The organism is Streptomyces sp. NPDC002324, assembly GCF_053593335.1.
In genome coordinates this window covers 19,335-35,038 of record NZ_JBSFCF010000018.1, presented here as the reverse complement: position 1 = coordinate 35,038, position 15,704 = coordinate 19,335, and the positions used below count along the sequence as shown (strand labels likewise).

10 protein-coding genes are annotated in these 15,704 nt (G+C 71.8%); 4 read left to right on the top strand and 6 right to left on the bottom strand.

The window, feature by feature from the left end; translation table 11 throughout:
* Positions 1-115: 115 nt before the first annotated feature.
* The gene (locus tag ACWCRJ_RS23205) at positions 116-1,489 is read left to right on the top strand and encodes a DUF2637 domain-containing protein (RefSeq protein ID WP_450941176.1); all 1,374 of its coding nucleotides are present in this window, start codon (positions 116-118) and stop codon (positions 1,487-1,489) included.
* Between the two features lie 24 nt (positions 1,490-1,513).
* Here ACWCRJ_RS23205 and ACWCRJ_RS23200 read toward each other — a convergent pair whose 3' ends face one another.
* The 3 genes from ACWCRJ_RS23200 to lysS all read right to left on the bottom strand — a co-directional run bounded on the left by ACWCRJ_RS23200 (position 1,514) and on the right by lysS (position 7,148).
* On the bottom strand, positions 1,514-4,336 hold the full coding sequence (locus ACWCRJ_RS23200) for an NACHT domain-containing protein (protein ID WP_450941066.1): 2,823 nt from the start codon (positions 4,334-4,336) through the stop codon (positions 1,514-1,516).
* Entirely contained in the window at positions 4,333-5,031 is a 699-nt protein-coding gene (locus tag ACWCRJ_RS23195) for a toll/interleukin-1 receptor domain-containing protein (protein WP_450941065.1), read from the bottom strand. The genes ACWCRJ_RS23200 and ACWCRJ_RS23195 overlap by 4 nt, the downstream gene beginning before the upstream one ends.
* 371 nt (positions 5,032-5,402) lie before the next feature.
* A complete protein-coding gene (gene lysS, locus ACWCRJ_RS23190; protein WP_450941064.1) occupies positions 5,403-7,148 on the bottom strand; it encodes a lysine--tRNA ligase in 1,746 nt (581 codons plus the stop codon).
* Positions 7,149-7,842: 694 nt separating this feature from the next.
* On the opposite strand from lysS, the gene argS reads away from it, so the two are divergent.
* Together argS and ACWCRJ_RS23180 are read left to right on the top strand one after the other, a co-directional pair.
* A complete protein-coding gene (argS, locus tag ACWCRJ_RS23185; protein ID WP_450941063.1) occupies positions 7,843-9,612 on the top strand; it encodes an arginine--tRNA ligase in 1,770 nt (589 codons plus the stop codon).
* 97 nt (positions 9,613-9,709) lie between these two features.
* Positions 9,710-10,510, top strand: a complete 801-nt coding sequence (locus ACWCRJ_RS23180) for a DUF4253 domain-containing protein (RefSeq protein WP_450941062.1) — start codon at positions 9,710-9,712, stop codon at positions 10,508-10,510.
* A 10-nt stretch (positions 10,511-10,520) separates the two neighbouring features.
* Here the strand turns inward: ACWCRJ_RS23180 and ACWCRJ_RS23175 are convergent, their stop codons facing one another.
* On the bottom strand, positions 10,521-11,801 hold the full coding sequence (locus ACWCRJ_RS23175) for an aminotransferase-like domain-containing protein (RefSeq protein WP_450941061.1): 1,281 nt from the start codon (positions 11,799-11,801) through the stop codon (positions 10,521-10,523).
* 128 nt (positions 11,802-11,929) lie between these two features.
* Between ACWCRJ_RS23175 and ACWCRJ_RS23170 the strand changes: the two genes are divergently transcribed.
* Entirely contained in the window at positions 11,930-12,862 is a 933-nt protein-coding gene (locus ACWCRJ_RS23170; protein WP_450941060.1) for a phosphotransferase family protein, read from the top strand.
* A 15-nt stretch (positions 12,863-12,877) separates the two neighbouring features.
* Here ACWCRJ_RS23170 and ACWCRJ_RS23165 read toward each other — a convergent pair whose 3' ends face one another.
* Both ACWCRJ_RS23165 and ACWCRJ_RS23160 read right to left on the bottom strand, forming a co-directional pair.
* Positions 12,878-13,780, bottom strand: coding sequence for an SAM-dependent methyltransferase (locus ACWCRJ_RS23165; RefSeq protein WP_450941059.1), 903 nt, complete (start codon positions 13,778-13,780; stop codon positions 12,878-12,880).
* A gap of 135 nt (positions 13,781-13,915) precedes the next feature.
* Positions 13,916-15,445: a helix-turn-helix domain-containing protein gene (locus ACWCRJ_RS23160; RefSeq protein ID WP_450941058.1), complete on the bottom strand. Its 1,530-nt coding sequence runs from the start codon at positions 15,443-15,445 to the stop codon at positions 13,916-13,918.
* Between the last annotated feature and the right edge of the window lie 259 nt (positions 15,446-15,704).

The following is a 15,704-nucleotide window of genomic DNA, read 5'->3' as shown; positions in this document are numbered from 1 at the left end:
GGGCTGCGCAGAGCCTCCGGCAATCCGTTCGACGTACGTATGTGCCACTCTGTTGCGCGCAACAACACGCAAGGGGAGGGGAGTACGGGTGGCCGCGCCAATGCAGCTGACTCGAATGCACCGCGTTCTCATCGGCGTGGTCGTGTTCGGCGCCGTCATCATCGCCGGGATCGGCTTCGCGGGTTCCTACGCGGCGGTGCGCGAGCTGGCCCTCCAGAAGGGCTTCGGGAACTTCAGCTATGTCTTCCCGATCGGCATCGACGCGGGTATCTGCGTCCTGCTGGCCCTGGACCTCCTGCTGACCTGGATCCGCATCCCCTTCCCCCTGCTCCGCCAGACGGCGTGGCTGCTGACGGCGGCGACGATCGCGTTCAACGGCGCGGCGGCCTGGCCGGACCCGCTGGGCGTGGGCATGCACTCGGTGATCCCGATCCTGTTCGTCGTCTCGGTCGAGGCGGCCAGGCACGCGGTCGGCCGGATCGCCGACATCACCGCCGACAAGCACATGGAGGGCGTCCGCCTCACCCGGTGGGTCCTCTCCCCCGTGCCCACGTTCCTGCTGTGGCGCCGTATGAAGCTGTGGGAGCTGCGCTCCTACGAGCAGGTCATCAAGCTGGAGCAGGAACGTCTCGTCTACCAGGCCCGCCTCCGCTCCCGCTTCGGCCGGGCCTGGCGCCGCAAGGCCCCGGTGGAGTCCCTGATGCCGCTGCGCCTCGCGCGCTACGGCGTCCCCCTGGCGGAAACGGCCCCGGCGGGCCTGGCGGCGGCGGGCATAGAGCCCGCGGTGCTGCCGCCGGCGGAGATCACCCCGGCCGCGGATGTCCGTCCCGGCACGGCCCGTGCGACCGCGGCGGCGCCTCCCGGCGAACAGCGCCCCCAGCTGGAGAGCGCCCCCACCGAGCAGCACCCGGAGTACGCCGAGCAGCACGCACCGGCGCGCGCCGAGCAGGAACCTCCGGTCGACGAGAGCCCCTGGCTCCACGCCCGCCACCCCCAGGAGGTCCCCTACCAGGGTGGCTACGACCCCTCGTACGACCCCGAGGAACAGTACGAGGAGTGGTACGAGGAGCAGGCCCCGGACCAGTACCAGCAGTACCCGGGGTACCAGCAGTTCGAGCCGGACCCCCGTGACCCCCGCTACCAGCAGCAGCAGCGGTTCGAGGCACCCGACCTCCGGAACGCCGAGCAGCAGGCCTCCCCGGAACCCTCCCCGGAGGAGACCGGCAGCTTCCCCATCCCGGCCGGCCCCGGCCGCACCCGTGAGCTGGGCGAAGGCGGTGGCCCCCCGGAGCCGGCCGCCCCGGACGAGGAGTCGTACTACCAGGTCTTCAAGAAGTCGATCAACGGCAGCTATCCGACGCCGCGTGAGTTGATCGACAACGTGGAGGCCGAGTTCGGCGTCACCCTTCCCGCCGAGGAGTCGAAGCGCATGGTGAACCGTTTCACCAACCGTCACACGGCGGAGCTGGAAGAGGACCACATCGCCTAGTCCGGCTGGAGTGCCGGGACTCGCCTAGGGTTCGCCCGGGGCCGATGAGGCCGGGCCGGATGCGGGCCAGCGGGCACCCGCGAACCGTGCCAGGGCCGCTCCCAGATCGGCCGGTACCGCGGGACTCAGCGACATCAGCGGCAGGACGACGTAGCGTCGCTCGCCCACCCGGAGCTTCCGGTGAGGGCTGGGCACCCCGGGATACAGGGTGATCACGACGCCGTAGGTGGCGCCCTTCCAGCCCCGGTGGGACAGCTTGGACACCTCGACGCGCGCGGTGTCACGCCAGGGGACGACGCCCTGGTGACGGCCCACCGTATAGGTCAGGCGGTCGTGCGTCAGCTGAAGATCAAGCGTCAGTGGTCTTCGCAGCAGGCCGCTGAGTGTCACGGCCACACCTACCGCGAGCCAGAACAGCACGAACCGGAACCCGGTGCGCCAGTCTCCGTACGCGGCGAAGAGGACGAAATGGAGAGGGGCGGCCAGGGCCACCGTGTTCCAGTGCCCCAGCACGAGACCCCGGTGGCGTCCCCACGCGCGGAACCCGTGCTCGTCCTCCCGCACCGCCCAGTTGGGCCGCCCCGCCAGGGGTTCCTGTTCGGCGTCGAAGAGCGACCGCCCGGGTGCGATCAGCGGCTTCCCGTACCCCCGCCGGGTCACGGAGAAGACGTGGCGACCGGTGGGGGTCGCTTCCCGCGGGGCGGGGTTCCGGGAACTCCGCGCCGAGGCGTGTCCGTCGCGCCGGGCACGCCTGTCGCTTCCGCCACGCCTGTCGCGTCCGCCTCGTCCGCCTCGTCCGTCATGCTTGTCGCGCCCACCAGGCCCGTCGCGTCCGCCTCGTCCGTCGCGCCGCGAGAAGTGCTCCTGGAGTCGCTGGTTGCGGAACCGGTAGACGCCGCCGGAGCGTTGCAGCAGTCCGGCTCGGTGCGCGTGGCGCAGGAACTCCATCAGCGACCACGGCACCCGGTCCAGTGCCGCCAGGGACGCCTTCGCCAGCAGCCATCTGCTCCACGGGCTGAACGGCACGAGCACCACGGCCGCGCCGAACCAGCCGAGCAGCGCCCACACCACCCCGGCGCCCGACACCTCGGGCAGCAGCCAGTCCATGGCGCCCTGTCCCACGCCGATGAGCGGGGCGACCGTGACCAGCGAGCACACCAGGGCCCTGCGTTCGTCCCGCAGCAGTTCGTCGGGGCTGTTCGCGTCCTCGGTGTCCGACGGTGCGGAGATCGCCACGAGCAGGAGGGGCGAAAGGAGCGTGGAGCACACGGCCATCGCCACGAGCGGTGCCGCGAACGGTGTCGTCAGCGCCCACCCCGACAGCACCAGCGTCGGCAGGGCCACCACGGAGGCGGCCTTCAGGGCCCTGCCCAGCGAGGTGGCCCGGCCGGCCGAACGAAGGGCGGCGCCCAACCGGAACGGGTTCGCCAGCCGCCGTGGCCGCCCGTCGCGGCGCCTGAACCACAGCCTCTGGAACAGCAGGAGCAACCCCGTGAGCACCAGTGCCGTGGCGAAGGGCAGTTCCGCCCCGGCTCGCGCCAGGTCCGACGCGGACCCGGAGCGGTCGAGGACCGCGCCCGACGCCCCGACGATCCAGGCGGTCACCGCACACAGCGCCGGCACGACGAGCACGGTGAGGACACGCACCAGGGGGTGATGGTGCAACCGCCACCACGCGAACCCGGTCCGATGGCGGTCGGTGAGGAAGGCCGCCAGGAACGCCAGGTGGCGTCGGGCGCGGACGGGGTCCCAGGCGCCGGGGGCGTGCAGCCGGTCCGGAGCGTGCGGCAGCGGGCTGAAGACGGCGGGCACGATGTGCTCCAGCAGGTGTTCCTCGATCGAGGAGGAGGTGGGCAGCCGCGTCGTGTCGGTCAACTCCGCCGGGTTGGTGTGCGGTTGTGCGTACCCGCGGCGGGCCAGCCAGAGCATCAGGGGGTTCGACAGCGCGAGAGCGACCGGCTCGGGCGGGCTTTCCCGCAGTTCCTCGAAGACCGGCCGCCAGCGGTCCAGATGGAGGGGTGAGGTGCCGCTCTCCAGGTAGGCGACCGCGTCCTGGCCGCGGACCGGCAGTGCCTCGACGACCGCGGCGGCGGAGATGCCGCGCATGTCCCGCAGTACGTCACGGTATTCGGCGGTGCGAGAGGTGAGGATCAGCGGGTCGCCGTCCCTCAGCGCGTGGTTGAGGGCTTCGACGGCGAAGGCCCGCCGATGCGCGGGCAGTTCGTCCAGCCCGTCCAGTACGGGCAGGATCAGGCCGTCGGAGACCAGACGCTCGGCCGGATGGCGGCCGTCGACCCGCGGCAGGCCGGGGTGGTCCTCGGCGATGCGCCGCGCCAGCCAGGTACGCAGATGATCGCGCTCGGCCTGCCAGGTCTCCAGGGAGAGGAACACCGGCACCGGCCCGCCGTCGGCCCCCCGGAGCCGACGGGTCAGCAGGTCCAGCGTCAGCAGGACCGCCAGGGTCGTCTTGCCCGCTCCGGCCTCGCCCAGTACGACCAGGCGCCGCTGCCGGAGCGCCAGGAACGCCTCGGCCATGGTGCCGACCCGGTCGCCCTGCCCCGCCACCTCACCGCCGACGTTGTACGGGTGGTCGGCGTCGGGCCAACTGGCTCTCCAGCGCACCCGTATCGGCTCCGGCTTGGCGATGTCCCAGGCGTTGGCCTCCTCGCGCCACTGCCGGAACACGTTCTTGGCCAGCGTCTGGGCGGCCAGCTCCAGCGCCTCGACCGGTAAGGGGGCCTGCTGGACGAACTGGAGGACGGACGGTCCGTTGATCACACCGATCTGGACCAGGGTCCCGATCGTGCTGTCGACGACGATGTTCTGGACGGGTGAGGACGAGGTCAACTGCCGGGCCCGTCGGCCGGGGGACGCTGCGGGGAACCGATGATCACGTTCCCCGCGATCTCACCTGCCTGCACGACGGTGCCGGACACGATGCTTCCCTCGACGCTGTTCGTCACGGTGGGCGGCCTGTGTCCGGACGCCTTCCCTCCGGCACCGGGCGCGTAGGACGCCGGGTTCGCCGCGGGCGTCGGGGCGGCGGCCGGGCCCGCCGCGGACGCCGCTTTGCCGGTGGCGCCGCCCAGCCCCTCGACCAGTTTCCGCAGCTCCTGAGCCACCCGTCGCCACTCCCTCGCCGCGGCGGCTCCCTGTTCCGTGACGGATCTGCCGCTGGGGATCCACTGGAGTTGCCGCAGGGGGGAGCGCTCCGTCAGGTCGAAAGGCGCGACATTCACCGGGAAGACCCGGCATTCCCCGGCCTTCCACCGCCGCAGCGCCCGCGGCACCTCCTGCTCCATGCAGAAGTCGGACGAGACGTAGTTCGACGACAGGAGCAGCACGATGATGTCGGCGGACTCCAGTTTGCCGAAGAGGGTGGCCTCCCACGGGGCGCCCGGCGGGATGTCCTGGTCGTCGAAGAACTCGACGCCGCTTCGTTCGAGGTCCGCCACATGCCTGCGGAAGGTCTTCCGGTGGTGCTGTTCCGCACGGGAGTAGGTGATGACGACGCGGCACAGGGGATCTGGCGTGACAGACATGGCTTCCCGTTGACGTCTGCGGGACGGCACCCGAACCATCCTGACCGGGAGTGACCGACCCGTGAGGCGGAGTTGCTGCGAGGAGACATGACGGCACGACCCGGAAGTGACCGCCGATTCGTAGCGTACGGGTGATGCGTGATGATCGGGACTGTTTCCGCAGAACGGCTGTCCGACTCCCGCGACGACGACCGTCCGCCTCCCGCGACAACAGGCGGGTGGCGACCGGGACATGACGAAGGGGGCGCCCGGTGATGATCACCGGGCGCCCCCTTCTCGCAGCAAGCCGTGGCACGACGCACCACGGCGTCACGGAGCGCTGCCGCGCACTGCCGCGCACTGCTGTGTGCCAGGACTGCCGGGACGCGGCCTTACTCCCCGAGCAGGGCCCGCACCCGCTCCTGCCCCACCGCCAGCAGCAGCGTGGGCAGTCGCGGACCCGTGTCCCGGCCCACGAGCAGGTGGTACAGCAACGCGAAGAACGACCGCTGGGCCGTCTTGATCTCCGCCGGCAGTTCCTTGGGCGTGGCGTCCGCCGCGAACCCGGCCTGCACCTTGGGCACGCCGTAGACGAGATGCGTGAGCCCGTCCAGGGACCAGTGCTCGGCGAGCCCGTCGAGGAGCAGCCGCAGCGACTGCCGGGACGGCTCGTCGAGCGACTTCAGCAGCTCACCGTCGGCCTCCGCGCGCACGATGGTCCGCTGGTCGGCGGGAACCTGCGTGTTGATCCACGCCTCGGCCCTGTCCAGCCGCGGCCGTACCTCGTCGAGGCTGGACAGCGGGTCGGTGGGGTCGAGTTCGCTGAGGATGCGCAGGGTCTGGTCCTCGGCGCCCGCGGTGATGTCGGCGACGGACGCGAGGGTCCGGTACGGCATCGGGCGGGGCGTGCGCGGCAGCTCACCGGCGGCGGTGCGCACCGCGCGCGCGTGGGCGGCCACGTCGCCGGGCAGGGCGGAGCCGTCCGCGACCTTGGCGTCGAGCTTGTCCCACTCGTCGTAGAGCCGCTGGATCTCCTGGTCGAAGGCGATCTTGAAGGACTGGTTGGGCCGGCGGCGGGCGTAGAGCCAGCGCAGCAGCTGCGGCTCCATGATCTTCAGCGCGTCGGCGGGGGTCGGCACGCCCCCCTTCGACGACGACATCTTGGCCATGCCGGAGATGCCGACGAAGGCGTACATCGGGCCGATCGGCTGCTTGCCGCCGAAGATCCCGACGATCTGGCCGCCGACCTGGAAGCTGGACCCGGGCGAGGAGTGGTCGACCCCGCTCGGCTCGAAGACGACGCCCTCGTACGCCCACCGCATCGGCCAGTCGACCTTCCAGACGAGCTTGCCGCGGTTGAACTCGTTCAGCGCGACGGTCTCGGAGAAGCCGCAGGCGGTGCAGGTGTAGGTCAGCTCGGTGGTGTCGTCGTCGTAGGCGGTGACGGTGGTGAGGTCCTTGCCGCAGCTCCCGCAGTAGGGCTTGTACGGGAAGTACCCGGCGCTGCCGGAGCTGCCGTCGTCCTCACCGGCGGCGCCGGAGCCCTCGGCGGCCTCCAGCTCCGCCTCGTCCACCGGCTTCTGCGCCTGCTGCTTCTTGGCCGGGGCCTTCTTGGTGCGGTACTGGTCGAGGATCGCGTCGATGTCGCCGCGGTGCCGCATGGCGTGCAGGATCTGCTCGCGGTACACGCCGGAGGTGTACTGCTCGGTCTGGCTGATCCCGTCGAACTCGACGCCCATCTCGGCGAGCGCGGCGGTCATCGCCGCCTTGAAGTGCTCGGCCCAGTCGGGGTGGGCGGAGCCGGGCGGGGCGGGCACGGAGGTGAGCGGCTTGCCGATGTGCTCGGCCCAGGAGCCGTCGACGCCGTCGATGCCGTTCGGGACCTTGCGGAAGCGGTCGTAGTCGTCCCAGGAGATCAGGTGCCGGACCTCGTGGCCCCGGCGGCGGATCTCGTCGGCGACGAGGTGCGGGGTCATGACCTCGCGGAGGTTGCCGAGGTGGATCGGGCCGGAGGGGGAGAGCCCGGACGCGACGACGACCGGTTTGCCGGGGGCCCGACGCTCCGACTCCTCGATGACCTCGTCCGCGAAACGGGAGACCCAGTCGGTGGTCTCGGTGCTCTGAGCCACGATCGGCACGTCCTCTTTTTCTGAAGGTTGTCCATGGCCGCCGGTACGGTCCCCGGCCGACGGCCCCATCCTCCCAGCCTTTCACTCCGTGGGTCGAACCGGGCGCCCAATAACTCGGGGGTGCGGGTGCGGTCGGCGGGTGCGGGTGCGTCGTGGTTGCTCGCGCAGTTCCCCGCGCCCCTGAAAAGCAGGGGCTACCCCCATGCTTTTCAGGCCCGCAGGGGCCCGGTCTTTCAGGACCGAGGGAGCCTGGCCGTGCAGGCCCGTAGCGGCCCGGCCGTTCAGGCCCGAGGGAGCCTGGTCTTTCAGACCCGCAGCGGCCCGGCCGTTCAGGCCCGCAGAAGCCTGGTCTTTCAGGCCCGCAGAAGCCTGGTCTTTCAGGACCGAGGGAGCCCGGCCGTTCAGGCCCGCAGCGGCCTGGTCTTTCAGACCCGCAGCGGCCCGGCCGTTCAGGCCCGCAGAAGCCTGGCCGTGCAGGCCGCAGCGGCCCGGCCGTTCAGGCCCGCAGAAGCCTGGTCTTTCAGGCCCGCAGGGGCCTGGTCTTTCAGGGGCGCGGGGAACTGCGCGAGAAGCCCCACCGGACCCGCACCCGCCCACACCCCCGAACCGACCCCCACCCCCGAGGCGCCTAAGAAAAACCCCTTTACCCCCCGTGGGATACTGGCGGCATCCACCCGTACCCCAAGGAGAACGGCACCCCCTGATGGCTTCGGTCACGTCCCTCACCGCCTCCGTCCACCAGCGCCTCGCGACCGCCCTCTCGGCCACCCTGCCGACCGCGGACGCGGACCCGCTGCTGCGACGCAGCGACCGGGCGGACTACCAGGCGAACGGGATCCTCGCCCTCGCGAAGAAGGCGAAGGCGAACCCGAGGGAGCTGGCCGCCCAGGTCGTCGCCCAGGTGGAGTCCGGCGAGCTGATCGGGGAGATCGAGGTCTCCGGCCCCGGCTTCCTCAACATCACCCTCACCGACCGGGCCATCATCACGAACCTCGCGGAGCGCTACGCGGACGCGGACGCCCGCCTCGGCGTCCCCCTCGCGGCGCACCCGGGCACCACGGTCATCGACTACGCCCAGCCGAACGTGGCCAAGGAGATGCACGTCGGCCACCTCCGCTCCGCCGTGATCGGTGACGCGGTCGTCCAGATCCTGGAGTTCACCGGCGAGAACGTGGTCCGCAGGCACCACATCGGCGACTGGGGCACCCAGTTCGGCATGCTGATCCAGTACCTGGACGAGCACCCGCACGAGCTGGACCACAAGGACGCCCAGGTGAGCGGCGAGGAGGCGATGTCGAACCTCGACCGCCTCTACAAGGCCGCCCGGAAGCTGTTCGACTCCGACGAGGAGTTCAAGACGCGGGCCCGGCGCAGGGTCGTCGACCTCCAGGCGGGGGACCCGCACACCCTCGCCACCTGGCAGAAGTTCGTCGACGAGTCGAAGATCTACTTCTTCTCCGTCTTCGAGAAGCTGGACATGGAGGTCCGGGACGCGGACATCGTCGGCGAGTCGGGTTACAACGACATGCTGGACGAGACGTGCCGCCTCCTGGAGGAGTCGGGGGTCGCGGTCCGCTCGGAGGGCGCCCTGTGTGTCTTCTTCGACGACATCAAGGGCCCGGACGGCAACCCGGTCCCCCTGATCGTCAAGAAGTCCGACGGCGGCTACGGCTACGCGGCGACCGACCTCTCCGCGATCAGGGACCGCGTCTTCCACCTCAAGGCCAACTCCCTGCTGTACGTCGTGGACGCCCGCCAGTCCCTGCACTTCAAGATGGTCTTCGAGACCGCGCGCAGGGCGGGCTGGCTGAACGACGACGACGTCAAGGCGTTCCAGCTCGCCTTCGGCACGGTCCTCGGCAAGGACGGCAAGCCGTTCAAGACCCGTGAGGGCGAGACGATCCGGCTGGTCGACCTGCTCGACGAGGCGATCGACCGCGCCACGGCCGTGGTCCGGGAGAAGGCCGAGAAGGTGGGTCTGACCGAGGAGGAGATCGTCGAGAACGGCCGGTACGTCGGCATCGGCGCGGTGAAGTACGCCGACCTGTCGACCTCCGCCGTACGGGACTACAAGTTCGACCTGGACCAGATGGTCTCGCTCAACGGCGACACCTCCGTCTACCTCCAGTACGCGTACGCCCGTATCCAGTCGATCCTCCGCAAGGCGGGCGAGGCCGACCCCACCGCCCACCCGGAGCTGGAACTGGCCCCGGCGGAGCGGGCGTTGGGGCTGCACCTGGACCAGTTCGGCGAGGCGGTGGCCGAGGTCGCGGAGTCGTACGAGCCGCACAAGCTGGCCGCGTACCTCTTCAAGCTGGCGACCCTGCTGACGTCGTTCTACGACCAGTGCCCGGTCCTCAAGGCCGACACCCCGGCCCAGGTGGAGAACCGCCTGTTCCTGGTCGACCTGACGGCCCGCACCCTGCACCGGGGCATGGCCCTGCTGGGCATCAGGACGCCCGACAAGCTCTGACCGCTCACGGCGAACGGACTGCCCCGGCGGCCCGGCCCCTCGTGCTCCGGCGCGATCGGCCGGGCCGCTGTCAGTGGCTCCCCCTACAGTCGCTCGCATGGCGACCCTTCCCAACCCGCTGCCCCAACTGGCGGCCGACCCGAGCGGGCGTGTGCTCGGGCTTGAACTCCCGCTTCCGCAGGGGCGGCTGATCGACGCGACGGACGACGGCCCGTGGCACGAACCGCTGTTGTGGTGCGCGGACGATCCGGCCGCGCCCGGCGCCTGGGCCGCGGTCCTGCCCGCACGCCGTACGGCCGGCCTGCTCCCGGTGCTCCTGGACGTCGGCGGCGGCCAGGGCGGGCCGGAGGCGTGGGAGCTGATGCCCGGCGAGACGTCCTACCCGGGCGACCACGACGCCGACGAGGTCCTGGCCGAGTTCTGGGACGCGTACGCGGGCACCGAGGACCCCGACTGGCCCGGCCTCACCGAGGCCCCGGCCCGGCTCCCGGCCGACCCCGACGCCCTCGCCGCCACCACCGCCGACGCCCTCGTCGAGGACCCCTCCCGGCTGAAGGACCCCCGCCTCGCCCTGGTGCCCGCCCGCCGCAGCGCCGACATCCCGGCGGCGATCGGCTGGACCGGCCCGGTCAACCACGAGAACGACGTGGCGAGGCTCTGCGCGGTCCTGCGCTCCTGGGAGGACCGCTTCGGGATACGGGTGGTCGCCCTCACCTTCGACCAGCTCGTCCTCTCCGTCGCCGCGCCGCCCACCACCGAGGCCGAGGCCGAAGCCGTCGCCGCCGAGCACTTCGCCTTCTGCCCCGACAACATCTGGCAGGGCACGACCGACGGCACCCGTGGTTCCTACGCCCGCACCCTCCTCGGCGCGCCCCTGTGGTCCTTCTGGTGGGACTGACGCGGCGGCGTCAGTCCCGCAACCCCGCCCCCAGCCTCCGCAGCCCCTCCCGGATCTCCTCCGGCGTCTGCGTCACGAAGCAGAGCCGCAGGGTCGACCGGTCCGGCTCACCGGCGTAGAAGGGCGCGCCGGGCACGTACGCCACGTCCTGCTCGACGACCCGCGGCAGCAGGGCGCCGGTGTCGTAGGAGGCGGGGAGGCGGGCCCAGAGGAACATGCCGCCCTCGGGACGGTTCCAGGTGGAGCCCTCGGGGAGCGCCGCGGCGAGGCCGTCGAGCATGGCGTCGCGGCGCTCACGGTAGGCGGCGGCGACCCGGACGACATGGGCGTCCAGGTCACGGTCGGCGAGATAGCGGGCGGCGGCCAGCTGGTTGACGGTCGGGGTGTGCAGGTCGGCCGCCTGCTTGGCGACCGCGCACGCCCGGCGCAGCTCTGCCGGCGCGCGCAGCCAGCCCAGCCGCATCCCGGGGGCCATCACCTTGGAGAAGGAGCCCAGCAGCGCCGCGCGGTCCTCGGCCCCCGGGTACGAGGCGATCCACGGCACCCGGCCGCCCTCGAAGCGGAGTTCGCCGTACGGGTCGTCCTCGACGATCCACAGCCCGCGCCGGACGGCGACCGAGGCGATGGCCGCCCGCCGCTCGGCGGGGAGGGTGCGCCCGGTCGGATTCTGGAAGGTGGGCACGGTGTAGAAGAGCTTGGGGCGCAGCCGCGCCACCAGGTCCTCCAGCGCCGCCGGGTCCACGCCGTGCCGGTCGCCGGGCACGGCCACGACCCGCGCCCCCGCGAAGCGGAACGCCTGAAGTGCCGCCAGATAGCAGGGATCCTCGACCAGGACGACGTCGCCCGGCTCCAGCAGCGCGGTGGCGAGCAGCGACAGCGCCTGTTGCGACCCGGTGGTGACGAGCACCTCGTCCGCGCCGGTCGGCAGTCCACGCGCCCTGTACCGCGCCGCGAGCGCATCCCGGAGCACCGGCTCGCCCTCGGTCGTCGCGTACTGCAGGGCGCGCCCCGCCGACTCGGCGAGCACATCGCGGTAGGCGGCCGCTATCCCCTCGACGTCGAACAGCTCGGGGGCGGGCAGTCCACCCGCGAAGTTGACGACTTCGGGACGCGAGGTGACGGCGAGGATATCCCGAACGGGGGAACCCCCGACCGCCGTGACCCGTCCGGCGAAGCGAGGCACGGCCGCCCCGCCGCCGCCCGCGGCCGGGCCCCCCGAAGCGTCCCCGCCCTCCGTCTTCGCGACAAACCCCACGTCATACGCGGCACGCACGGCATCCACGGCACCCATCCCACGGCTCCCTCGCCCCTCGCGGACGGTCCGATCCCGCCCCTGCCCGCACCCTAGCCAGGTGCATGCCCCCTACACCCACCATTTCCGCGATGCGGACCGTGCTCCGCACCCCCTAGGCTGCGCGCATGCTGCCCAGCGTGGACACGAACGACGAGTTGCGAGAAGTCGTCGGTGACGAGGCGCTGCTGCGACCTGCTGCCCAGGATCTCTGCGGTCAGCTCGGTCTCGCAGGCGCGCGAATCGTACGTTTCCCCGAGGGCTCGCTGCCGGTGTACGCCGTCGGCGACGCCCTCGTCCTCAAGCTCTATCCGGGTTTCGAAGCGACGGAAGCCGTCCGCGAGGCCCGCCTGCTGTCGATACTGTGGGGCAAACTCCCCATCCCCACGCCCCGGTTGCACTCGGCCGACCAGTACAAGAACGGCTGGCGCTATGTGCTGATGTCCCGGCTGCCCGGCGAGGACCTCAACGAGGCGTGGCCCCGGATCCCCCGGGCCGACCAGGAACGGGTCGTCGTCGAGGCCGCCGAGGGCCTCGCCGCCCTGCACGCCCTGGACGCCACCCCGGTCGTCCCCCTCACCGGGCCCACGGACTGGGGCAGGTTCATCGCCGCACAGCGCGCGGCGGCGGTCGAACAGCAGCTCAGCGGCGGGCTCTCGGGCCCCTGGCTGGAGCAGATCCCGGACTTCCTGCGCTCCGTGCCCCTGAACACCCGGCGCCGCCCGGTCCTGCTGCACACCGAGTACATGCGCGAGCACCTCACCGTCGACCCGCACGACGGCTGGCGCCTCACCGGACTCTTCGACTTCGAGCCGGCCATGGTCGGCGATCCCGCCTACGACTTCGTCAGCGTGGGCCTGCTGCTGACCCGCGCCGATCCCACCCTGCTGAAGCTCTTCTACGAGGCGTACGGCCACCCACCGTTCGACCCGCGCGAGTTGATGGCGTACACCCTTCTGCACGTCTACAGCGACCTGGAGTGGTACCTGCGCAGCCTGCCGGCTCCGCCGCGCCAGAACTTCGAGTCACTGGCGGAGACCTGGTTCGGCACCGGCGGGTGAGGACGCCGGCCGTCGTCACCCCTTGCGTCCCGTCGCCACGTACACGTTGATGTCCGCGTCGGTCACGTCGTTGATGTCCCGGTACCGGACCTTCTCGATGTCGTCCATCCCGGCCAGTACATGCGGTTCCACGCCCGCCGGCACCGGGGCGCCGCCCTCGAACCGCCAGTGGTGCGCCGGCACCACCCCGGGCTCGTCCAGCACGAGGTCGCTCTGCTCGAAGAAGCGGGCGACCTCGTCCCGGGACCGCAGCACGAAGGTGAACCCCCGCTCGGTGTAGGTCTTCTGGACGGCCCGGATGCTCGCCGGGTTGAGGTCCTCGGTCAGATGGCTGAGGACCAGCCGGCTCCCGGCGGGCAGCGCGTCCACCAGCTCCCGCACCACGGGGTAGGCCTGCCCGTCCTCCACGAAGTGCAGGACCGCCACCAGGCACAGCGCGATCGGCCGGTCGAAGTCGAGTGTCTTCGCGGCCGCTTCAAGAATCCGCTCAGGCGACTTCAGGTCGGCGTCGATGTAGTCCGTGACGCCCTCGGGCCCGCTCGTCAGCAACGCGCGCGCGTGCGCGAGCACCACCGGGTCGTTGTCGACGTACACGACCCGGCTGTCGGGGGCGATCTCCTGGGCGATCTGGTGGACGTTCTCGGCGGTCGGCAGCCCGGTGCCGATGTCGAGGAACTGCCGGATGCCCTCGTCCCCGGCGAGCGTGGTCACCGCGCGGCGCATGAAGTCCCGGTTGTGCCGGACATCGAGATAGCCGCGCGGATTGGCCGCCAGCGCGGCAGCGGCCGCGTCCCGGTCCACGGGGTAGTTGTCCTTGCCGCCGAGGAAGACGTCGTAGACCCGTGCCGGGTGCGCCCTGGTGGTGTCGATCCTCTTCCGCAGCTCGGCGGGGTCCTGGCTGAGCGCGTCGCCGGCCATGCAACTCTCCCTAAGGGGGCGGGTCATCGAATGAGCAACAACCTAACCCGCAGGGCAAGTTGGCGCCGCACGGATCCGGAAGCCCGCCCACCGCCCCCTGGGGGCCGCCCCTCTGAGAGCGGCAGCCGACCGGCCCTACCCCTCCGTGTCCGCGCCCAGCGTCGTCCCCTCCTTGACCCACTTCGGCCCGCCCAGCGGATACTCGTACGCCGGACGCCCGTTGTTGCCGCTCGTGCGGAACGGCGCACCGTCGTCGTTCAGCGTCAGCGTGCCGCTGCGGGAGCCGCTGCTCCACTTCAGCTCCAGGTACCAACTGACGTAGTACGCCGAGGCGTCGGCGGTGATGTAGTAGACCTCCGGGTCGGACTCGCTGACGGAGTACGGGAAGTTCCTGCTGCCCGCCTTGGGCTTCACGTCGGGGCGCGCGGCGTCCAGGGCGATCGTGAAGGACCGGGTCGGGACACCGGCCCCGCAGCCGACTCCGGGGTAGCCCATGGCGTAGTCGTTCCAGGCGAGGGGCGACCGCTTGTCGACCATACGGACCGTCAGGCTCCGTACGACCACGGTCTCCTCGCCGGACCCCTGCACGGTGAGCGTCAGAAACTGCTGCCCCGAGGACACGGCCCGCTCCGACGACGCCCAGGCCGCCGCGTCCTGCTCCAGCGGGGGCGGCCCCACCTCGGCCGGCGCACGGTCGGCCAGATACCGCTGGGAGCAGGGGGACTCCCAGGTGTACGGCTCCACCTTCACCGACAGCGGCGCCGGGAGGGACGCATTCTCACCGCCCCCGCCCGCCGCACTCGTACGGGTCGGGTCCGTACCGGCGGAGGGCCCGCTCCCCCGGCCGGCTCCCTTCCGCCTCCCGGCACCCGACTCGCTCGCGGAGACGGACGGCGAGGCACCGGACGGTACGGCCGATCCCGGTTCGTCCCGCTCCTCACCCCGGAACTCCTTCTCCCCCACGGACACGTCCCCGGCCCACCGCGCGGACCCGTCCTCCTCCCCGGCGGACGGCAGACCCACGGCAAGCGTGACCGCACCGAGCACGGCGGCGACCGCCAGCCCGGCCACCAGTGCCGTCCGCGAACGCTGTCCGGTACGCGACCGGTTCCGCGCACCGCCGGAGACGTCGCGCCCGATCACCGTCTCCCCCACCGCGCCCTCCCCCGAGCGCCTCACAGTCACGCCATCGGCCCCGCCCGCAGCGCCACCGGACCCGGCCGAAGCGCCACCCGGCCCGCCCGCAGCGCCACCGGACCCGTCCGAGGCGCCATCACGCCCCGCCCCCGCGCCGACGGTCGCCGCCTCCCCGGCCCCGGTCTCCGCCCCCGTATCCGAGTTCGGCTCGGCCGCCGCGGCGCCCGAGGCCGCCGCGGCCTTGGTGGACACCGCTCCGCCGGCCGCCCCGGCGGAGTCGTTCCCCTTGCGCCGCCGCGTCGCGTCCGCGAGCACCCACGTGCGGTGCAGTTCGACCAGCTCCTCCGGCGTCGCCTTGCACAGCCGGGCCAAGCGCTCCACGGGCGCGTAGTCGGCGGGCACGGCGTCCCCGTTGCAGTACCGGTGAAGCGTCGACGTACTCATGTGGAGCCGCTTGGCGAGCACCCCGTAGCTGAGCCCCGAGCGCTCCTTCAACTCCCTCAGCGCCTCGGCGAATTCAGCCCCCATGCCGTCCCCGGCACCACTCCCCGACACAGCGTCCTCCGTCCCCCATACGCCCCCCGCGTCCCGTCCGGCGTTCCAGGGGATTGACGTTCTTCCAGGTCAAAGCCGTTCTGGGCATTCCAGCGTCCCTGATCGTCCGCCGAGTGTGGCGGCCGGGACGGTTCACCCCGCAAGCTCTGGTCATCCAAGCACGCCGCTCCCGGAAACCCGGTCGAGCGGCACGGCTTCGACCACTTGTTCTCAGCCCCGGCAACCGGCTTTG